This window comes from Johannesbaptistia floridana (assembly GCF_057440575.1).
In genome coordinates, this window is sequence record NZ_JALKVM010000280.1 from 1 (window position 1) to 20904 (window position 20904).

At 36.0% G+C, this 20904-nt stretch carries 16 protein-coding genes and 1 pseudogene; 3 read left to right on the forward strand and 14 right to left on the reverse strand.

Annotated elements, in window-relative coordinates:
* Nucleotides 1–101: 101 nt before the first annotated feature.
* The 5 genes from MW688_RS17135 to MW688_RS17155 all read right to left on the reverse strand — a co-directional run bounded on the left by MW688_RS17135 (nt 102) and on the right by MW688_RS17155 (nt 7905).
* A complete protein-coding gene (locus MW688_RS17135; protein WP_486737230.1) occupies nt 102–3551 on the reverse strand; it encodes a helicase-related protein in 3450 nt (1149 codons plus the stop codon).
* A 120-nt stretch (nt 3552–3671) separates the two neighbouring features.
* Nucleotides 3672–4169, reverse strand: a complete 498-nt coding sequence (gene petC, locus MW688_RS17140; RefSeq protein ID WP_486737231.1) for a cytochrome b6-f complex iron-sulfur subunit — start codon at nt 4167–4169, stop codon at nt 3672–3674.
* A 152-nt stretch (nt 4170–4321) separates the two neighbouring features.
* Nucleotides 4322–5827, reverse strand: a complete 1506-nt coding sequence (locus tag MW688_RS17145; RefSeq protein WP_486737232.1) for a hypothetical protein — start codon at nt 5825–5827, stop codon at nt 4322–4324.
* Nucleotides 5828–5864: 37 nt separating this feature from the next.
* Complete coding sequence (locus MW688_RS17150; RefSeq protein WP_486737233.1) at nt 5865–6884, reverse strand: NAD(P)-dependent alcohol dehydrogenase; 1020 nt, start codon at nt 6882–6884, stop codon at nt 5865–5867.
* A gap of 46 nt (nt 6885–6930) precedes the next feature.
* Nucleotides 6931–7905: a phytanoyl-CoA dioxygenase family protein gene (locus MW688_RS17155; RefSeq protein ID WP_486737234.1), complete on the reverse strand. Its 975-nt coding sequence runs from the start codon at nt 7903–7905 to the stop codon at nt 6931–6933.
* 248 nt (nt 7906–8153) lie between these two features.
* Between MW688_RS17155 and MW688_RS17160 the strand changes: the two genes are divergently transcribed.
* Nucleotides 8154–9023: an FG-GAP repeat domain-containing protein gene (locus MW688_RS17160; protein ID WP_486737235.1), complete on the forward strand. Its 870-nt coding sequence runs from the start codon at nt 8154–8156 to the stop codon at nt 9021–9023.
* Nucleotides 9024–9086: 63 nt separating this feature from the next.
* Here the strand turns inward: MW688_RS17160 and MW688_RS17165 are convergent, their stop codons facing one another.
* Nucleotides 9087–10568, reverse strand: coding sequence for a TldD/PmbA family protein (locus tag MW688_RS17165; RefSeq protein WP_486737236.1), 1482 nt, complete (start codon nt 10566–10568; stop codon nt 9087–9089).
* 95 nt (nt 10569–10663) lie between these two features.
* Between MW688_RS17165 and MW688_RS17170 the strand changes: the two genes are divergently transcribed.
* Nucleotides 10664–12715 (forward strand): EAL domain-containing protein, encoded by a 2052-nt coding sequence (locus MW688_RS17170; protein WP_486737237.1) that lies wholly within the window; start codon nt 10664–10666, stop codon nt 12713–12715.
* A gap of 48 nt (nt 12716–12763) precedes the next feature.
* Here MW688_RS17170 and MW688_RS17175 read toward each other — a convergent pair whose 3' ends face one another.
* From MW688_RS17175 to MW688_RS17200, 6 genes are all read right to left on the reverse strand, one after another.
* On the reverse strand, nt 12764–13567 hold the full coding sequence (locus MW688_RS17175; RefSeq protein WP_486737238.1) for a hypothetical protein: 804 nt from the start codon (nt 13565–13567) through the stop codon (nt 12764–12766).
* Complete coding sequence (locus MW688_RS17180) at nt 13560–14390, reverse strand: sulfotransferase family protein (protein ID WP_486737239.1); 831 nt, start codon at nt 14388–14390, stop codon at nt 13560–13562. The genes MW688_RS17175 and MW688_RS17180 overlap by 8 nt, the downstream gene beginning before the upstream one ends.
* 725 nt (nt 14391–15115) lie before the next feature.
* Complete coding sequence (gene tmk / locus MW688_RS17185) at nt 15116–15763, reverse strand: dTMP kinase (protein WP_486737240.1); 648 nt, start codon at nt 15761–15763, stop codon at nt 15116–15118.
* A gap of 20 nt (nt 15764–15783) precedes the next feature.
* A complete protein-coding gene (locus MW688_RS17190) occupies nt 15784–17139 on the reverse strand; it encodes an FAD-dependent oxidoreductase (RefSeq protein ID WP_486737241.1) in 1356 nt (451 codons plus the stop codon).
* Nucleotides 17123–18193 carry a threonine-phosphate decarboxylase CobD gene (gene cobD, locus MW688_RS17195; RefSeq protein ID WP_486737242.1) on the reverse strand — a complete coding sequence of 357 codons (1071 nt, stop codon included), beginning with the start codon at nt 18191–18193 and terminating at the stop codon, nt 17123–17125. The genes MW688_RS17190 and cobD overlap by 17 nt, the downstream gene beginning before the upstream one ends.
* Before the next feature lie 14 nt (nt 18194–18207).
* The gene (locus tag MW688_RS17200) at nt 18208–18495 is read right to left on the reverse strand and encodes an HU family DNA-binding protein (protein ID WP_486737243.1); all 288 of its coding nucleotides are present in this window, start codon (nt 18493–18495) and stop codon (nt 18208–18210) included.
* A gap of 828 nt (nt 18496–19323) precedes the next feature.
* On the opposite strand from MW688_RS17200, the gene MW688_RS17205 reads away from it, so the two are divergent.
* Nucleotides 19324–19572 (forward strand): type II toxin-antitoxin system HigB family toxin, encoded by a 249-nt coding sequence (locus MW688_RS17205; protein ID WP_486737244.1) that lies wholly within the window; start codon nt 19324–19326, stop codon nt 19570–19572.
* 9 nt (nt 19573–19581) lie between these two features.
* Here the strand turns inward: MW688_RS17205 and MW688_RS17210 are convergent.
* Both MW688_RS17210 and MW688_RS17215 read right to left on the reverse strand, forming a co-directional pair.
* Nucleotides 19582–19682: pseudogene (locus tag MW688_RS17210) on the reverse strand (IS6 family transposase); the annotation flags it as partial.
* A 501-nt stretch (nt 19683–20183) separates the two neighbouring features.
* Nucleotides 20184–20897, reverse strand: a complete 714-nt coding sequence (locus MW688_RS17215; RefSeq protein WP_486737245.1) for a hypothetical protein — start codon at nt 20895–20897, stop codon at nt 20184–20186.
* Nucleotides 20898–20904: the final 7 nt, after the last annotated feature.

The following is a 20904-nucleotide window of genomic DNA, read 5'->3' on the forward strand; positions in this document are numbered from 1 at the left end:
ACCTACAGGTTACTGGCTTCTTACTCATTACTCATTACTTATTACTCATTACTCAACTAACGGTGCGTTACGGGCTTCGCCCTAACGCACCCTACTAAATACTAAATACTAAATTTCTCTATTATCTCTTGAGAATTAATTTGATAATGCTGGATTTTAGAAACAGACTTCCATCCTAATTTAACAGGGTCGTTAATACAGTGGATTTCTGGTTTAGTTGCACAATTAAACACCACATAAAGCCAATAGTCTTGTTTTAGCCGTTGAGCAGTTTTATACTCATTAGTAGTTAAGGCGATATCTCCCACAGCAGACCTCCCTTTTACTTCAATAAATCTAATATCTCTGGCAGTTTGGGGGTCTTCTGGGTGTGGAAGTCTGGAGATTAAATCAAATCCTCGATTTTCTCTCTCGACACTCTCTACTCTCCTCCCTCTATTTTCTTCGTATTTAATCACCTCCTCTACGGCAATTCTCTCAATCTCTTCATTACTCACCATTTCAGCTAGTTGAGGAGAATTTCGGTCTGGATGTGGCAATACCCAAGCGCGACCATAGTGATGTATATCAGAAATGGTAAGGCTTTTTTCTTGTTGTAATTCTTGCAGTCGGCTTTCTAGACGATAATTTAACTCTGAGAGTCTGTCATCTACTTGCTTGATTCTCCCATCTAATCCTGCTTCCGTTGAGCCTGATTCTTTTTGTTCTAATAGTTCAGCTAACTTACAATTTTCTCTATCAATAATGGTTTTCAGACTAATTTCTATATGTCTAGTAATAGTATCAACCTCTTTGAGTTTTTCTAGTTTCACTTCTTCTAACAGGGGTTGTAAAGCTTCTGTAATTAATTTTTGCTCTAATTGCTGTTTACCTGGTAAATTACTAGTATCTAAGGGCTTTATATCTTTTTCAGTAGATATTAAGTCTAAAAAGATAGTTGGTTGTCTGAGAATAATATGGCTGTTGAAATCGCTCTCAATTACGAAAAGCTTCTTATGGAGAACATTTCCTCGTCCATCAGTGATGCTGCCGGAGAAAACATCAAGCATAACTGGTTGTGAGCGATGTAAGTCATAGAAGATGGCACCAGCTCTTAAATTATCTTGTGATTTAACTTCTATTGCCTCTCTAACAGTCTCAAACAGAGGATGACCGGGTGTTACCCATTCTAGGGTAGGATTCTCTTTGAGAATCTCTTTGTTAAATACGACTTGTTTATATTCTCTACCAAGTTTACCAAATTTTGACTCCAGGCGATCGCCTATTGACCATAGAGAACTAGGAATTTTACCAATACGAAAAATATGAGAATCTTTTCCCACCTGTTTAGGGGAAATACCCACCCTAGGTGCCGCGGCTAGGAAAAACTCTTCGATACTTTCAGGGGCAAGTCGGTGCTCTTTCATTTCGATATGTTTACCAAGCTGCTTAATTAAATTGCACTCACGCTTGGCTAATCCCTCTAAAGCGGAGCTGGTAATTTTCTGAAAATGTTCAATATCAACAGATTTAACAATACGCTCTACTATTGCTTCTTCAGTTAAATTCTTAGTGTACATTTCTCTTAACATTTTCTCCAATTGATTAGAGGGGAAAATATCACCAAGAACATTAAACACTTTACCTGTTTTCTCTGGGTCTAAATCTGCTTCAATATTCTTAATCCGTTCAAACAGTTTATCAAGCACTGCGCCTTCACGAGTATTATTAGCCACAAAATTAAAGATTAAACAGTCTTTCTCTTGACCATAGCGGTGAATTCTGCCCATACGTTGCTCTAAACGTACAGGATTCCAGGGAATATCATAATTAATCATGAACCAGCAAAACTGAAGATTTATCCCCTCACCAGCAGCTTCTGTGGCTACTAATATTTGACAATCCTCTCTAAATTCTTTTTCTGCATAAATTCTGGTATCTGGTGTATCTCTATCGCCAATCTTCATACTCCCATGAATTTGGGTAACTGTTAAACCCCAGTCTCTTAATTTAGCTACTAAATAATCAAGAGTATCTTTATGTTCGGTAAAAATCAGTAATTTCATGTTTGGGTCTTGGAAAATCCCCTGTTGAGTAATCACCTCTTTTAGTTTGACTAATTTAGTTTCAATCTCTCGCTTTTCTAACTCTCTAGCTGAATGAATTAACTCTTTTAACTTTCTAATCTCATTTTGTAAATCTTGAGTATTAACAGAAACAACTATATTTTCTAAATCCCCAATAATTTTTTCTTGTTCTCCTTCAGTCATTTCCTCAAAATCATGGGGTAATTTCTTATTTATTTGCTCTTGACGATAAGTATCAGGGTCTTCTAATATCTTCTCCCGTTTGTTTTTCATTCTTTCTAGAGAACGACGAACAGCATATATACTAGAAGCAAAACGACGTTGCAGCATTGCCATAGTAAAGCCTAAAGCTCTCCCTCTAATGGGGTCTTCTTGAATAGCTTTGATGGATTGGTCTTGTACATAATCAGTTAAGTCCCAATAAAGGTCAAGTTCGTAGTTATTAATTTGGAAAGCGATAGTTTCTACGCGACGATTAGTAAATAGTTTTTTAACTTCTCCGGTATCAGAATCGGGAAAAGTCATTAACGCTTCTTTGGTGCGACGTAGGTAAAAAGGAGCAGAATTTCGCGCCATTGCTTCTTCTAAGCTTTTGATATCTCCATAAACATCTTTATCCAAAAGTTCTAAGAAGAGACAGAAATTATTGGGGTCTCCTTTGTGGGGAGTAGCGGTCATTAACAGGTAATGGTCGGTTATTTCTGAGAGTTTTTCCCCTAACTGGTAGGCTAAAGTTTTTTCTCTTGTAGTGGCACTCATTTTGTGTGCCTCATCGACAATAATTAAATCCCAATGGGACCTAAGAAGGCTTTTTTTAGCATCTTTTATCACTGATACCCAGGAAATAGAGGTAACAACTTGAGTTTTATCTTGCCAAGGGTTTTGACCATAATTAGCCCTCAAGATATCCCCTCTAATTACCTCAAAGTTTTCCCGAAATTTATCTTTCATTTCTCTCTGCCATTGAAAAGTCAGGTTAGCAGGAGAAAGAATCAGAACCCGCTGTACTAAACCTCTAATTTTTAATTCCTTAAGGAGAAGACCTGCCATAATAGTTTTACCTGCGCCTGGGTCATCGGCAAGGAGAAAACGAATTCTAGAGAGTTTGAGAAAATACTCGTATACTGCCTCTAGTTGATGGGGAAGGGGGTCAACCCGTGACATAGCCAAGGAGAAATAGGGGTCGTATTCATGGGCTAAACTCCACCGCATGGCTTCAACCCCTAGACGAAATAGGGTAGAATCTCCGTCAAAAGATTCTGTATCAGGTTCTATTTGTAATTCTTGTATTTGAGCTGTAGTAAGAATCGGCTGATATACTTGGTTGGTATTTAATCCTTGACCGATTAATTTACAGCTATTATCTCCTGTATGTATGACCGTAATTATACATACAGGTTCTGGAAACAAGGAACCTCTAATAATTAGGTCTGGTTTTAACTGTGCTATATTTTGTAAAGTTTGGTATTGAGCCTTATCAATCATCTAAGTAGGTAGGCGAAATTAAACGTAAAATAGAAAAAGTTTTGAAATGGTCAAAAAACCCTTACCTGTTAAGGTGTTAAGGTGTTTCCTGTTCAATTTAGATACTCAAAACCGACTACACTACATCCACCAGGGAGTTTCACCCGTACGAGGATCGCTTCCTTCCCAGGGAGAAACCTGAATATAATCATCAGCTACTCTAACACTAACTAATTCTAAAGGGTAACCTGAGGGACCACGAAGGACTTTACCTTGGGAATCGAATTGAGAATTATGACAGGGACATTCAAAATAACTATTTTCACTACTCCAATCAGCATCACATCCGGCATGAGGACAGATATTTACTACTCCCCAAGGTTGTAAACTCCCTTCATCACTAATAGTTAAATATGTCGGATCTCCTCTTAAACCAGCAATTAAAATTTTAGTTCCTGGAGGTTGTGCTAACATCTCTTTAGCTGAGAGAGGATTACCTTGATTATCTTTAGCGATAATCGCTTCAGTGGCTTTTACTGAGATTGATTTGCTAATGGAATTTAAACAGAAAGCAACGGCGGCGCCAGTAAAAAAGTTGAGTATTTGTCTTCTTGGTATGGAGTTATTATTGAGATTCATCTTGTTTATCTGAGTATATAAGTAATAACAGCTTCTGGTTGTAAGGCGCGATCGCTTATTCTTTGCCTCCATAAAAAATTATAAGGCAATCTCTCTATTTTTATATATCCTTGCAATTTTTCTGGGGTTAAATTCCACTTTTCAGCGATAGTTTATCTGAGTATATAAGTAATAACAGCTTCTGGTTGTAAGGCGCGATCGCTTATTCTTTGCCTCCATAAAAAATTATAAGGCAATCTCTCTATTTTTATATATCCTTGCAATTTTTCTGGGGTTAAATTCCACTTTTCAGCGATAGTTTCCCCGGAGGTAAATTCTTCATTTTCTGCTAGATGGGAGATATAAATCAGTGGAATTGCGGGCATATCTAACTCAGGATTCCAAAATAAGATAGTTAAATTAATAGAAGTTGATTCTAACTTTTCTTTAAGAAAGTATTCAATTGATTTAGTATTTAGAGAATTATGGGCCAGGATGATTGTATCTACATCATTAACCTTGCTTTGTTTAATTACATCAGTTGCTATCTCCTCATAAGGAATCATACTATATAGACGTAGAGTTGGCTGCACCACTTCTTTAATATTAATCATCACCATGGCTATCACCACTAAGCTAAAAATAAGCATCCAGAGTTTTTTACTGCTATAAATTCCTGCTACCAAGATAGCTACCATAAAAAACTGACTAGGAAGAAAAAAACGAGTAAAAGCATAGCCTGTGGGAGCGACTAGCAACCAAATACAAGAATTAATTAACATAAATTGTAAAGCTAAATTAGACTTATTCTGCCAACCCAAACGTCCTAACTGAATAAAATAAACTATCATCAGCAGAATTGGTAAACCTAAAGCGATTACTACAGGTAAACCTGCCGGATAAATCAAATCTAAACCCGGTCTAATGCCAAAATAAACTTGCTTAGCAAAGCTAATTAAGGTAAATTTATCAGTACTAATACCTTGAGATAAAACTACTTGCCAATTGACTATAGCCCCGATATCACCAGGACAAACAATTACTACCGCAGCAAAACCTATAAAAAAAGCGCTTAAAATTGCAAAAAATGGGCGATAATGTTTCTTATATAAGCAAATAAATAATCCAGGAAATAGATAAATTAAACTAGTAAAGCTACTAATGGTCAAAGCTAAGGATATTAAAAATAAAGCCAATAAATAGACCAAGTTTTTTTGAACTTTTTCTAGTAATAGTAAAATAACTATATAGATAAAAGCCATGGCAGCTAAAAAAGTCAAACTATACATTCTAATATTGGTGGCATAAAATATATAGTTAGGTAAAAAAATAGTAATAGCCAAGGTTAATAGGGGAATAGGAGAGTGAGGAAATACTTGTTTTAAAGTCAAATAACCAAGATATAAACCCCCTAAAAAGGGCACAACATGAAGTAGACGTAACCAAAAAATACTATTACTTGAGATAACTGGAGTTAATAACTTTAGCAATAAAAAATAAGTAGGAGTATGATTATCAGCATCAGCTAAAATGTCCCTCCAATCATTATTAGCACGCAAAATGGCAATAGTTTCATCACCCCAAAGATGAATTTGACTAGCATAATTGGCACAAATAACCAGAAAAAAGAGCAAAATTAGCGAAACTTTAGATTTATTGGCACTAAATAAGCTAATCATAGAATAGAGCCTTTAATCACCTCCTCAAGTATAAATTTTAGGAAACTAAAACAATGCGATAACGAGCTTTATTAGCCGCTACCTTGTCCATCGCTTGATTAATTTCACCTATAGGCATAGTTTCAATCATCGGTGTAATTTGATTAAGGGCAGCAAATTCTAACATTTCCTGCATAAATTTTCGTCCGCCAACTACACTACCTGCGATTGATTTTTGTCCAAAGATTAAGGGAATTAGGGGAACATTAATACTAGATACAGGAATTCCCAAGAAACATAAAACACCATTATTTGCTAATAAGCTAAAAGCTAAGTCCCAGTCTAATTCTGCCGAAGAAGTAGTTAACAATAAATCTAAAGAATTTGTTAAATCCTTCATTTCTTCAGCCGTGCCCCATTTAACAAAATGATGGGCGCCGAATTCTTTAGCTTCTGCTTCTTTACCTGGGGAAGAGGAAAAAGCTATGACTTCTGCACCCATTGCTTTAGCAAATTTAATCGCTAAATGTCCTAAACCACCTATACCGATTATTCCCACTCGGGTAGCGGGATGTTTAATATGGGTACGTAGAGGTGTATAGACGGTAATTCCGGCACATAATAGGGGTGCGGCACTAGCAGAGTCTAACTTTTCAGGAATTTTATAAACAAAATCTGCATTGATTCTTAATTTATCAGCAAAACCACCATGATTACCGACAATTAAGCCAGTATAACCCTGACGACAGATATTTTCTTCTCCAGACAAACAATAGTCACATGTGCGACAGGAATTACGTATCCAACCACAGCCCACGCGATCGCCTGGTTTTAAATTGGTTACTTTGCTCCCAACTTCTGTAACTTCTCCTACTACTTCATGACCTGCCACTAGAGGAAATTGACTCACTCCCCAGTCATTGTCTCTCATGTGAATATCTGTATGACAAAGACCATTATGAGTTACTTTGATTTCAATTTGATTTTCTTCTAAGGGTGCGGGTTCATATTCCCATAATTGTAGTTTTTCTTGGGGTTTTAAAGCTGCATAGGCGGTAAATTTCATTGCTCCTCCCATTTTTTCTTGTTTTCTGATTAATTTTAAGATTATTATATAGGGTACGTTAATTCACTCCCAATAAACATTTTATCAATACTGATGAATCCTCTCTAGCTAAATGAGCGAGTCTTGTCTTTCTTTGCCAGCCGAAACGAGGAAAAATCATGGCGAAGGGTGAAACGTATTGTAATAAAATACCTCGACGATCTAATTTACCTGGTCTACTGCCAAAATGAAAACAGCTAGATGTATCTACTAGTATCATAGTCCCTGCTGGCCCTGTTATCGGGGTAAAATCTTCTGGTTCTACAAATTTACTTATAAATTCATCTGTAAGCCTCCCACCTTTGTAAACAGGATAAATTGCTTGAGATTTCTTAGCGGGAATCAAGGTAAATGGTCCTGCTTCCTCTGTTACTTCGTTAAGATAGATAAAAACCTTGATTTGTCTTACTCCTTCGGGATCTAAGTGAGAATACTGGGAACTATGTTCATGAATTGATTGATTAGCGGAGTAGAGAATATTAACTGAGTTTAAAATTGGCAATACACCTATGTATTGAGTTACAATACTTAAGAGAGCAGGATGTAAAGCTAATTTTACTAAGGGAGAATCTAGGGTTAATTCGTGTTTAATTGGCAAGGCTAACAAGTACTTATGTTTCCCCTCAGCTTTGTCCAGTAATTCTTGGAGATTAGTTTGAGATAGTCTTTCTCTAGCAAAGTCAATTGCTGTATCTAATGGTGGAAAATCCAGTTGAGAATAACAACTAAAACCTGTTTCCCTGGATATAGGTTGAAAAGCTTCTAAAGAAGTTTGGTTAATAAGCTTTTGTCCTAAATATTTACGTTTTAAGTAAGTAGGGAAATTCACAATATGACAGAGTCCCTCATAAATAACTCTTTTGGATTTAGGATAGTTAAACTTTACCAAATCTTTCACAAAAATTAGTAACTTTTCTGGAGTTTTTTTAAGTTTATAAGCTAATGTTTGGCTTTTGACTATTATATAATTAGTAAGTTTAGTAGTTAAAAACATATTAATATTTGAGTATCCCTAGAGAAATAGAAAAAAATTAAAAGATATTCTAGCATAAAGATTATTAACTTACTGATCTATATCTTTTGGAAGAAGTTAAGGATCTGTTTAAGTAAATTAAACAAAAATTAACTTAAATAAAAATTAAATTTAAAGTAAATTGTTGCTAATAAACATGGTAATATACTATGATAGTCATCAAAAAGCAATGATAATCTCATTTTTAGTGTGAGGAGGCTTAAACAAAAATGGCTGATCAAGAATTTAGCTTAGAAATCTTAGAATCAGAAATAGAATCAGAAATATTCAATCAAGAAAACGAACCAGTAAAAGCTGATTTTAACGACGACGGTATCTCTGACTTAGTATGGCGCAATCGAGTCAGTGGAGATAATGGCTTCTGGTATATGAATGATGCTGATGAAGGGGGTACCTTCGGTCCTCAAGAAAAAGTTAGTATTGACTCAGAAAATAACCCTGTTTGGGCAATTTCTGGTACTGGTGATTTCAACGACAATGGTACAGAAGATATTATTTGGCGCAACTTTGACACAGGGGCAAACTTTGTCTGGTTGATGAGAGATGGTGAACGCCAAGGTATCCGCCAATTTGAGGCAGAAAGAAACACAGCATGGTACATAGCTGGCGCAGGTCATGCTAATCAAGAAGGTAATGACGACCTGTTCTGGCGTAACTCAGAAACTGGTGATAATGGTATCTGGTACCTAGATGAAGACCTGGGTGTGGTAGCAAAAGTTGCCATTCAATCAGAGTCTAACACAGACTGGGAAATGGTAGGGATCGATGACTTTAATGAAGATGACACGGCTGATATCCTGTGGCGCAACCGAACAACCGGAGAAAATGGTATCTGGTTAATGGGTGGTGAAGCTGGTCAAAATGTAGACGAAGTCGTTGTTCTAGACTCAGAACTTAACCCAGACTGGGCTATTCGTGGTACTGGTGATTTCAATGGTGATGGCTTCGCTGACATTGTTTGGCGCAATGGTGCTAATGGTAACAACGGTGTTTGGCTATATGATGGTGAGCTAGGACGTCTAGCTACAGTAGCTTTTGAAACTGAACCTAATACTGATTGGCAAATCCGTAACCATTAAAAGTATTGAAAGTAAAAATTATTTTTTTCCCAGGGTATTATAACAATACCCTCTTTTTTTTAACTAATTTTTGCCAATCTGAATATCTCTAACTCTCACGGGAACACAAGCATGACTCATTTGAGCTATCTGCATGGGTTCGCCTTTGCCGCATAAATTGACCCCACATTGCTCCCATTCATCTTCAGGGGAGATCGCATCAATACTATTCCAAAAGTCAGTGGTCATGGAGTGATAAGTTACATTTTTTAACATCCCCACAATTTTACCTTTTTCTATTTTCCAGAAGGCATCGCCACCAAATTGAAAATTACGTCTTTGTTGGTCGATAGAGAAACTACCAATGCCATCGATTAAAATCCCCTCTTCAGTATCACTAATCATTTCTGCAAGGGTGGCAGTATGGCTATCATCGGGTTTACCTGGTTCTAAACCGAGGTTAGGAATACGCACCATAGGAATACTTGACCAACTATCAGCATAAGCACAGCCATTACTACTACCGCGTCCTAAACGATAGGCTGTTTCTCTATCTGTGAGATAATCTACTAAGATACCGTCTTTGACTACATACCACTCTTGGGATTTTACCCCCTCATCATCATAACCTACAGTACTGCGTCCTCCTGGTTGGGTGCGATCTGCTTTAAAATTAACCCAGGGAGCTGCGTATTGCAGTTTTCCTAGTTTATCGGTGGTGGCAAAACTAGTGCCTGCGAAGTTGGCTTCATATCCATACACTCTATCTAGTTCGGTGGGATGTCCTACAGATTCGTGTATAGTTAACCAGAGATTGGTGGGTTGTAAGATTAAATTAGTAACTTGGGCAGGAATTTCTGGTGCCTTGACTTTGGCGATCGCTTCTTGGGCCACTCTATCTATATTATTGAGTAAATCCTGTTTATTGATGTTTTCGTAGCCTATATTCAGGGGATTGAGGGAGTAGTTGCGGCTTTGGGCATCGCCGTTGGCGATCGCTGTAGCCCCGTAACCCCCATTACTACGATAGATAATTTGTTCTATCACTGAACCTTCTGTGGAAGCGAAGCTTTTTGTTTCTTGGGTGAAGCTTAAAAAGCTATAGGCTTTTTTTATTCCCTGATTTTCGTATTCTAGTAATTGGTGATTAATCTCTAACAATAATTCTGCTTTCTCTGCTACAGACACTGTAAAGGGATCTATGATAATGGGTGTGATGTAGGTGTCTTTACTAGCTTCTACGGGTACTAATTTCACTGGTTGTTGTTGAGACAGTAAACTCCCTTTGGCTATATCTACTGCTAAATTAACAGTTCTAGTAATGGTTTCAGGGTCGATTTGTGAGCTGGCGGCAAATCCCCAAGCTCCCTTATATAGTACTCTAATTCCAAAGCCTGAGTTAAGATTATCTGCTAACTGATTCAAAGAGCGATCTCTTGCCATGAGATTTTGTTGGCGGTAGCGATTGATACGTATATCTCCATATTCACAACCATTTTTTTTTATCAACTCCACGGCTGCTTGTGCTAGGGCTAAATTATCACTTTTTTGTGCTGCTTGTACCATATATTTTCAAGTTTTGTTTTCTTTATTTTAATATCTTAATTAAGATATTAAAATAAAGACTAATCTAAAATTTTAATTAATCGATTAAGTGCGAGATGACTTCTATCAATTTACTAAACTCTCACCTAGATAATCTTCCCCTGGGTGTAATCGAATGGGATAATCAATTTCGAGTAATTCGGTGGTCAAAAATGGCCGAACTTATATTTGGCTGGACAAAGTCTGAAATTCTCTCTAAAAATCCTTTTGATTGGAATTTTGTTTATATAGAAGATCAAGACAATGTGTCAGAAATTATGAGAGAATTACTCAATCAACAGGTTACTAATAATATTTCTAGAAATCGTAACTATACAAAAGATGGCCGAGTAATTAACTGTGAGTGGTATAATTCTCTACTTTTTGATCACCAAAGAAATCTACTTTCAATTCTTTCTTTTGTAGCAGACCTTACTGATACAGTTAATTTACAAAAAGAAATTGAGCAAAAACAACAACTTGCTGAAGTCGCCCTTAAAACTTTGGGAGATGCTGTAATTATCACTGATTCTAAATACTATATTACCTATCTCAATCACAAAGCCTGCGAATTAATAGGATTCAACTATAACCAAGCCATTAATAATCATCTCCAGGAAGTTTTTAAGCTAAGAAAGAGAACTAATGATGAAATGGTAGATAATTATCTAACGATATTTTCGAGAATTAATTCTCTAACTAGCTGTGATAATCAGTATTACTTGGTAAATAATACTAATCAAAAAATAGATATTACTTTAACTACAAGAAAAATTGATGAAAATAACTATCAAACTACAGGTTATACAATAATATTTAATAATGAATACGATTTAGATACTTTATTAGGACAACTAAACTACCAATCAGAGCGAGATACTTTAACTGGATTATACAATCGTATCTATTTAGAAAAATGTCTATCTTATGCTATTGAAACAGCAAACCAAGAAAATAAAATTCATACCCTTTGTTACTTTGATATCAATCATTTTAGAGCGATTAACGATAACTGTAGTTATCAAGGAGGAGATAAATTACTCATAGACTTGAGTCAGGTTTTACAACAGGAAACTAAAAACTATGGCATTCTCGCTCATTTAAGTAGTGACAAATTTGTCCTACTTATGCCAGATTGCAACTTAACTAATGCCTACGAAAAAGTTGTTCAACTCAGAAAAATAATTCAGGAGTTTAACTTTGTTTGGCAAAAAAAAATCATCAAAATAACTGCCAGCTTCGGATTAGTGGAGATAAATAAGAATACTTCTGATATTTCTATCATTCTAAGTTCCGCGGATGCTGCTTGTTTGACAGCAAAAAAGATAGGTATAGGGAGTATTCAATCCTATAAATCCACTGAACATACTTTAATTAAGATGCGTAGTAAGCATCAAATAATTACAATTCTTAATCGAGCTATTCAAGAGAAAAATTTTGTTCTCTATCGGCAAAAAATTGAACCAACTGTTATTGATGAAAGCATCTCAGTTTTAACACGGTATGAGATTTTTGTACGTATGGTATCAGAAGAGCAACAATTAGTATATCCTCGGGATTTTATTGCTACGGCGGAAGAATTTGGATTAATGCCTAGTATAGATAAAATAGTCATTGAAAAATTGGCAGAATTTATTAATAGTCATGGTATTGTTTCTACTAAATATTTAGTTAATCTATCTGGTAATAGCTTTGGAAACTTAGAATTTTTGGACCATGTAGAAAAATTACTCAGTAATAAAACTTTACCGGGAGAATCAGTTTGTTTTGAAATAACTGAAACAGCGGCAATTAGTAATTTAACCCAGGCAAAAAAGTTAATTAAAAAGTTTAAAACTTTTGGTTGTCAATTTGCACTAGATGATTTTGGCACTGGGATGTCTTCTTTTATCTATTTACAAAATTTACCTGTTGATTATATCAAGATTGACGGAAGCTTCATTAAAAGTATTGATAGAAACGAACTTAGTTATATCATTGTAGAATCTATTCAAAAAATCGCTCAGTTATTAGGAATCGAAACTATCGCTGAATGCGTAGAAAATCAAAAAACCCGGAATAAGTTAGCAGAAATGGGCGTTAACTATGTCCAAGGTTACGGAGTTGGTTTAGTTGAAGCTCTTAACTGACAATTGTTTATTTCTGGCTCTACATATCAAATCAGCTTCGATAGAAGCTTATTTCTCAAAGAATTTCAGTAAATTATCTCTAATTTTACCTGCTTTGTGTCTCCAAGTATAAGGTTTAAAGACTATGGCTTTTTTTAAATGGGGAATCCATGCCCTGGAAGCATTGGAGTTAAGGTTAATCAGATAAGCAATATTTTCTAATCGTCTAGAATAGCCATGTAAAATTCTCACAGGCTCACAAAAAACATTGATAAAGCAAAATCTGGCATTCCACTCACTAGGCAAAGGATATAGTCTCGATTGAGAAGAGATTAGAGCTTCTACAAATGAAGTTTGATCGCTTTCTCGTAAGTTATTATTTTTTGCTAATTTATCTGAGTAAATATCAATCCATCGCTGGAAAAGATAGTGATTGACTTTATTTTGCTTAAAGAAAATAACACCAGTATTCAAAGGTTTACATTCTAGTTTATCCCCTGATTCAAGACGAGGATAGTGAGTATCTACTGGCGCTAAACACATAGCAATATCAAAATATGTGAGAATTTCAAAGCCACTGACACAATCTGCCGTGAAAAATGTATCTGTGTCTACAAATAGAGTCTTTTCATAGGGAGAGAGGAAGTAAAGAGTTTTTACTTTGAATAGTAAGCCTTCATTTCTGGAGGAGACTGTTTCATCAACTATGATTATATGATTAAATAAGTTTTTATTTTTCGGCTCTTCATTACAAGCTATTGCTATGTTGATATTAGGATTAATTTTTCTGAGACTACTTGCTGAATAACAGGCTTCATCAACATATTTTTTTCCTGCCGCTACGTAAAATACACCGCAATTTTCACTATTCATTTGATAACATTGTCTCCAAATTATAATTGTATTGAGTAATTAGCTCTTGACAAATTGAGTTGATTATGCTAATTTTATCGGTAGTTAAGCCTTGAAAATCATTAATCCTTTTAGGATCAATGGGTTGGTCTGTTTGAGTTCCTCCAGCTAGGGTTTTACTGGGATTATTTTGAGCAAAATTGATAATTTTATTATCCCAATTTAGCTCAAGAAAATTAATAATTTTTTTTAACTGTATTTCTGTATTTTGCAAAAGGTTTTCATATTTAAATATATATACTTTAAAACCATAATCTCTTAAAACCTGAGGAAATTTATTTTTATACAACCAATAAAGTGCCCCAATTTCTGTATCAGATAGTTGAGAAAAGTCGAGATTTTTTAATTGGTTGGGATAATAGTTAGCTAGTCGGTTAATTTCTGTTTGGCCACATCTTTCGATCCAGTTTCCTTGAGAATTAGTGAGATTTTGCATTGATAATATAGTACTAAAAGGATTTCTAATCGGCCAAATTATTTTAGCTTTGGGGTAATATTTTTGTAAAAATTCAACTTGATGAGAATGTTCTAAAATTTTAAAACAGGAATAATAGTTGAAGATTTTGTTGTAAACTAATCTTTGAGCTGAGGGAAAAGGATAGGGTGAGGGAAATTCAGTTTCATCCACGGTATTTATCTGTGAATGAGCATTGAGAATAGAGAGAAGTAAGGTAGTGCCGCTTCTTTGACAACCGAAAATAAGAAATAAATGGTCTGATAAGCTAGGACAAAATTCTCTCAAAGTGATTAAATTTCTTAATATGTATTTAATCGTGCTGGTCATATTTGTTTAACTATTTGTATACTGATTCGACATTATACTAAATCCTGTTTATATACACCAAAAAAACTAGGTTCGTAGTTGGACTTTAGTCCAAAAGATAGACAAGGGAAATATTTTCAACAGAAGTAATTGAAAGCCTGGAATCCCCGTAACTTTAGTGCGGGGAGGAAAGGCGAACCGACGACTACTCAGATCTTGATCTTTACCCAAAGTTACTTGTGGTGGTTAAGTTTTGAAGTAATGAGTTTTGAAGTAATGAGTTAAAGAATTAATGCTCAAAGCTTAAAAATTGGTTGACCGAGTGTAAGATCTTAGGCGAAAGAGAAATGAACTTTTTCTGAGGTTAATTTAGTACATAAGTTCTGGTGCTTTGATATGAGACTAAAGTCGCCCGTAACTCATTACTCATTACTCAACCACCACCAGTAACATTAGGTAAAGATGCAAGATGTGAGCAACGGCGTGCCCGCGATGCTTTGGTAGGCATTGCCGGAGAACCATCGGGATTTTGAACTGGTACTCGCAACATAAGAGATAATCCTTGTTTTACAAGTTGTAAGTCCCTAAGACCACCAAAAGCCTTGTGTCCTGCAATTACGCAGTGCTTCCACCCAAGGAAGCCAACAAATAGTCCGAGCTAGGGAAATACCCGGAAGTGTTATGGCTTTTGGCTCGTGGTCTAGCCAACTCTTAGTCAGACTTTGGGCCGTCCAAGCTGCGCGGCTTCAGCCCGCAGAAGTTGACCCTCTTAATAATTTACTATTAATAAACTCTACAATCATCTCATGAATCACCTCTTTAGTTTGCGTGGCATCTAACTGTAACTTTAAACCTGTATATTCTCGTAAAACCTTTTCATAATTGGCTTTTACCTGAGTTAACTTGTGCTGATTTTCATAGATTTCTCTTTGGGATCTTGTTTCTAATCTAGCTAGAGAGACTGCTAGGGGAATATCTAGGTAAATAACTACATCTGGAGGGGGAAACCCTTGGTTAAGTCTTTTAACTAATTCCCAGTCTTGAGATTGATGACAGTGATAGGCAAAGGAAGAAAAATAATAACGAGTACTAATAACGGTAATGTGGTCTTGTAATAACTCAATCACTCCATTGGTCTTATTATAGAGGTGATAGTAGCGATCTGCTGCAAATAAATAAGACATTTGTTGATCGAAACTTTCAGTTGTTTTTTGTTCTAAATCCACTTGCTGATTGAGAACAGTTCTGATAAATTTACCTATAGGCCCACTAGTAGGCTCAGGACTAATAATAGCTTGATAGTTATGATTAACATAGTATTGTAACAGTAACTCGGCTTGAGTAGAAGTTCCTGAACCATCTAAACCTTCAAAAACAATAAATGATGCTTTCATATCTTTTTGGTAGATATTTTTTATGATATTCTCTTACGTCGCCAATTAAACCAGGTTTTGGCCCAACTTAACCAAGGATTAGTTTTAATCTTCTGACTCTCCCATTGCCAAGCAATTTTCCCTAAGAGTTGAGAAAAACTATAGTCAGGAAAACTATAGAGCATTTGAGATATAGTAGTTTTAGACTGTATAGCTGTGGCGATCGCCCCAATCATTTCTTCTGCTACTACTCCTACTATTTGTCCTCCCACTATTTCCCCATTTTTTTTCACTATCAATTTAACTATACCACTAGTTTGCTCTTCGATTTCAGATTTTATATTATTTTTATAGTATTCTCTTAGTACAGTTATTTGAGCTCCATAAGTTTCTTGAGAGGGGATTTCCCCTAAACCCACAGTAGCTAAAGGAGGATTAGTAAAGATAACCCTAGGAATATTTTGATAGTTTACCCTAGATATCGGCAGAAATAAAGCATTTTTTACGGCTACTTTTGCTTGATATTGACAAATCTCTTGATTACTCGGAGAATCAATTAACTCCCCACAGGCATAAATACGAGAATTAGTCGTTTGTAGCTTATCATTAACAATAAGCTGATTGTCTTGACTATCTACTCCAACACTCGTTAAATTTAATCCTTGTAAACTTGGAGTTGTTGCTGGAATCAATAAAACTTCAGAAGCGGTTAAGGCTTGATTCCCTGCCTGTAGCCATTTTTCTCCGTCTATAATTTTAATTTGTGAAATAGGGGAATTAGTAAATATTTCTATTCCCTTTGCTTCGAGGATTGCTTGTAAAACTGAAGAAGCTTCTGCATCTACTTCCGGTAATAGTTGCTGGTGTTGAGTAATTAGAGTTACCTGTTTACCGCGATTATGGAGATATTGAGCGATTTCTATAGCTTGATGATTCTTGCCTGTGATTACTAGTTTATCGCCTAGTAAGGAGAGTTTTTCTAGGTGTGAGGGTTGAAAGATAGTTAGGTAGTCAGGATGAGGAAGAATCGTAAAATCACAACCTGTGGCTAACAGGAAACTGCGCGATCGCAGTTTCCGTTGAGGAGTCACAAAGGCGAGACTAGGAAGACGGACAAATTCTCCACAATCGGCGATAATATCTACACCCATAGTAGCTAAACTAGTAAGACTATCTTCTTCTTTGGCAATTAATTCTTGAACAATTTCATCTATCTCGTGGAGAGAAATAGAATTTTGTTGCAGAATTCTTAAATAGAGACTATCACGCTTCCAACTATTCTCCCCATTGACTTGTAAAACTAAAGCTACCCTTGCTTGCCACTCTCTAGCTATTTTGGCAGCAAACAAAGCTTCTGAAGTATGGCCAATAATTACTAAGTCATAGTCTACTGACATGGGTTTCTTCTGCTTTTAAAGCTTCAACCAATCTATGATTATCTTTTGAGGATAGAATCGCCAGGCGAAAATACTCCTCTCCTAACTCAGGAAAACTGAGACAGTCACGAATGAAAATTTGGTATTTTTTTAGCAGTTGTTGTTGTAGTTGAGATCCAGGAATTTTAGTTTTCACTAGTAAAAAATTAGCTGAACTTGGTAAAACTTGAAATGTTTTTGTTGTATTTATAGCTTCAAATAGTTCTTGACGGTTTTGAAATAACCATTGCCAAGTGTGTTGTTGAAATTGAGTATCTTGGATAGCGGCGGTGGCGGCGGCTATAGCCAAACTATTTACAGGCCAAGGATCGCGCCATTTTTGCCATTTTTCTAACCGAGGGGGATGAGCGATCGCATAGCCTAAACGCAATCCTGGTAAGCTATAGAATTTAGTTAGGGAGCGCAAAACTACTAAATTTGGGTAAGTGGAGACTAAATCAATGACACTTTCTTGTTGAGAGGGTGGTAAGAAGTCCATAAAGGCTTCATCTACTATCACTAGGGCGAATTCTTCAAGATAGGAACAGATTTTCTCTCTAGTTAATAGTTTGCCTGTGGGATTATGGGGATTATTAATAATTAACCCCCCTGATTTTTGTACACCTCTAGGAATTTCCCAAACACCTGTAGAGAAATTCAGGGGGGAGGTTTTAATTGTAGCGCCGAAGGCAGAAAGGGAGCGCTGATAATCACTAAAAGCGGGAGTTAACAAATAAGTATAGTTTAAATTAGATAACTCCATAGCTGCCCAAGTGAGTAATTCTGCGGAGCCGTTGCCGGGGAGTATTTGCCCTGGGGATAATTGGTGCCAATTGGCTAGTGCTTGTTTCAGTTGAGGATAATTGGGATCTGGATAAGTTTTTATTGACTGCAAATTTTCTGTAATTGCCATCATAACACTCCTAGGGGGGCCTAGGGGGTTTATGCTGGCGGAAAAATCCAAAATCAAAGAGGTTGGGCAGTTTGCTATAGAAGCTGCCCAGTTTAAATTCCCTCCATGATTTGGTCTATTCACAATCTTTTTAGTTATTACTCTTCTTTTGGAGGAGCAACTTTTTCCCGAAACAGTTTCCCTGCGGAGAAAGCAGGAACTTTCGTTGCTGGAATGTGCATTTTTTCATTGGTTTTAGGATTACGCCCTTCTCTGGCTTTGCGGTCTCTTGATTCAAAAGACCCAAAACCGACTAAGGTTACTTTATCTCCTTCTGAAACTGCTTCCATAATTGCTTCAAAGGTTGCTGTTATTACTGCGTCTGTATCTTTTTTGCTTTTGTTGGCCATTTTAGCAACTTGATCTACTAATTCGCCTTTGTTCATGTAAACATCTCCATTAGATTACAATTGGGTTATTTACCATCTAGCCTAGGTTAGATTAATGATTTATTAAATAAATCGCTCAAATATCCCTAGGCTAAACGTTTCACTGAATTATTCTAATCCTTGTATAACCTTTGTGGATCGCTGAAACTGTTATTTTTGCGTTTTTTCTGTCAATTTTTTTGGTACCAATGCTCTTACCAATTAGGTGAAACCTTTACTGCAACAAGGTTTAAGCTCTTTCATATCTCTCAAAATTTACTTAGTGAAAATGTGTTAAAAATAGTAACGAATTGCAAAAAATCACTGTTTTATAGCAGTGACCGCAGTGGTGTTAACAACATTTATCACCAATGATCCCCCCAACCCCCCTTACTAAGGGGGGCTGTTTTGTTCTTGACAAAGAAAATGGTGAGGAGAAGCACCGGAGCAGGGGGCAGGGGTGCAATAAACTTACTCAAAATTGCCAGCGAAAGCGGAGAGCGCCTTAGAGGCTGTTTTTTGGTCAATAATCTTGAGTTATTGGGAAGCGATCGCACTTTCCCAAGAGCACTAGAAACATTGTTCACAATATTTGTGCTAAACTAACAATCAAATTGGGCAAAATCTCCTCACCAGATAAACTATTGGAATTATAGCAAGCTCGCAAATAGATGTTTACAGTTATCATGAAAAGCCCCCCTTTGTTAAGGGGGGTTGGGGGGATCTGTAAATATAAATATTGTTAACACTACAACGCTCATTGCTATATTTAATATTTCTTGAGGGCGATTAATAGGGTGGTGAGTATCTGTCAATTTAGTCTTAGGCAATGAAATTAATCCGACAATGCACGTTATCAGTAAGATTAAATTACGAGAATTTTGGAAACGTCACTCAGATGTTGAAGATGCTCTTAAGGACTGGTTTTACTTTGCTTCTCAGGCTAACTGGAAAAATTTATTAGAAGTTCAAACCCGATATCCCAAAGCTGAAGCAGTGGGAAATTTCACAGTTTTTAATATTAAGGGAAATAAATATCGTTTAATCGTTGATATTAACTATTCTCGTCAAACTATTTTTATTAAGTTTTGTTGATCATAGGGCAAAACGTTCTTCCCAATCTCTCACTGTTTCATGGTAAATTGGAATCTTCTTAATAAAAAATATTCGGCTACATCTCGGTAGCTCATTTTGTAACGGCATCTACATAGGGCTTGCTGAAAAAGTTGAAGCGAGTGATTCTGGAGGCTACACAGCTTCAGTAGATCACAAAGTCAGTTTTAAAGAGGCGATCGCTGCTTAAAAATTTCCTTCTCTAGAAGGGACTTTGTGATCTACTGAGTCTAATAGCAAGGCTTGCGCCCTTCTCGTGCTCATGTTACTGGTTGTGGTTGAGTTTTGAAGTAAGAAGTCTTGAAGTCTTGAAGTAATATCAAGTCCGTTTAATCAGTTATATTATGAGATATTGATGCAAATACTTAAAAACCATATTTCTCCCCCTCTCCCCCTCTCCCCCTCTCCCCATCTCCCCTTCTCCCCCTCTCCCCCCTCTCACCTGTTGGCCTATTTAGTACTTTTGTTTTTGTGCAAGATATGGGTTGACTAGCAAGCTGCGATCGCGCATTCTTCATGTCTTTATTCTTCATGCGGCTACTACCAATAACTTTTGGAAAAAGTGCAAAATCTGAGGTACAGGAAAAGGGAACTTATTTTAAAAATCCTTTATTAATAATTTTATTAAATACTTTCCAATCATCTAGCCACTCATTACTATGTTGATTAATTTGGGTTATTTGTTGAGTTTGATATTTAAATTTACCTGTAAACAGCAAAGCTGGTAGTAATCCTGTAGAAACTTGTTTAAATTTTACAGATTCTATTTCCAAATTCAAAGGAAATTCATATTGAGCCAATTGATAAACTAAGCTAATTTTTCCACTGATTAAATTTTCGCTGATTTCTGAATTAATCAAATTACCTTTAAAATAATTTACAGCACCGTTTAATTTGCCTGGAAGAGAGACTAATCGTTTAAAAGTAATTACTATTCCTTGGTATTTATCCTGAGAATATTTTTGAGAGTATCTATTAATCAAAGTTAGAGTTGCTGGTGATTTCTGGGGATATTTAAGCATTTCTGAAAAACTAATTTTATCTGAGCGAAAAATCACTCTAACCCCATTATTAAATTGCAGAAAATTTTTACCTGTTTCAGTTATTGTCCAATCTTCAGGAATAACTCCTGATTGTTGAAAAAATTGCTGTTTTCTTTTGATATTTTTAGTAAAAATAGACCAGTAACCTTGTTGAATATCTAAAAACTTAAAGGGTTGATCACTATCATGGTTAGTGGTAACTAAGTTGAATAAATTTTGAGATTGATTGAGGGATGGCCACATAGAATTGAGTTTATCAGACATAAATTTG

Coding starts and splice junctions, on each gene's coding strand:
- MW688_RS17165 (WP_486737236.1), bottom strand. CDS start 10,568: ATGGTACAAGCAGCACAAAAAAGTGATAATTTAGCCCTAGCACAAGCA.
- MW688_RS17180 (WP_486737239.1), bottom strand. CDS start 14,390: ATGACCAGCACGATTAAATACATATTAAGAAATTTAATCACTTTGAGA.
- MW688_RS17170 (WP_486737237.1), top strand. CDS start 10,664: ATGACTTCTATCAATTTACTAAACTCTCACCTAGATAATCTTCCCCTG.
- MW688_RS17150 (WP_486737233.1), bottom strand. CDS start 6,884: ATGGGAGGAGCAATGAAATTTACCGCCTATGCAGCTTTAAAACCCCAA.
- MW688_RS17145 (WP_486737232.1), bottom strand. CDS start 5,827: ATGATTAGCTTATTTAGTGCCAATAAATCTAAAGTTTCGCTAATTTTG.
- MW688_RS17135 (WP_486737230.1), bottom strand. CDS start 3,551: ATGATTGATAAGGCTCAATACCAAACTTTACAAAATATAGCACAGTTA.
- MW688_RS17190 (WP_486737241.1), bottom strand. CDS start 17,139: ATGTCAGTAGACTATGACTTAGTAATTATTGGCCATACTTCAGAAGCT.
- MW688_RS17200 (WP_486737243.1), bottom strand. CDS start 18,495: ATGAACAAAGGCGAATTAGTAGATCAAGTTGCTAAAATGGCCAACAAA.
- MW688_RS17160 (WP_486737235.1), top strand. CDS start 8,154: ATGGCTGATCAAGAATTTAGCTTAGAAATCTTAGAATCAGAAATAGAA.
- tmk (WP_486737240.1), bottom strand. CDS start 15,763: ATGAAAGCATCATTTATTGTTTTTGAAGGTTTAGATGGTTCAGGAACT.
- MW688_RS17155 (WP_486737234.1), bottom strand. CDS start 7,905: ATGTTTTTAACTACTAAACTTACTAATTATATAATAGTCAAAAGCCAA.
- petC (WP_486737231.1), bottom strand. CDS start 4,169: ATGAATCTCAATAATAACTCCATACCAAGAAGACAAATACTCAACTTT.
- MW688_RS17175 (WP_486737238.1), bottom strand. CDS start 13,567: ATGAATAGTGAAAATTGCGGTGTATTTTACGTAGCGGCAGGAAAAAAA.
- MW688_RS17205 (WP_486737244.1), top strand. CDS start 19,324: ATGCACGTTATCAGTAAGATTAAATTACGAGAATTTTGGAAACGTCAC.
- MW688_RS17215 (WP_486737245.1), bottom strand. CDS start 20,897: ATGTCTGATAAACTCAATTCTATGTGGCCATCCCTCAATCAATCTCAA.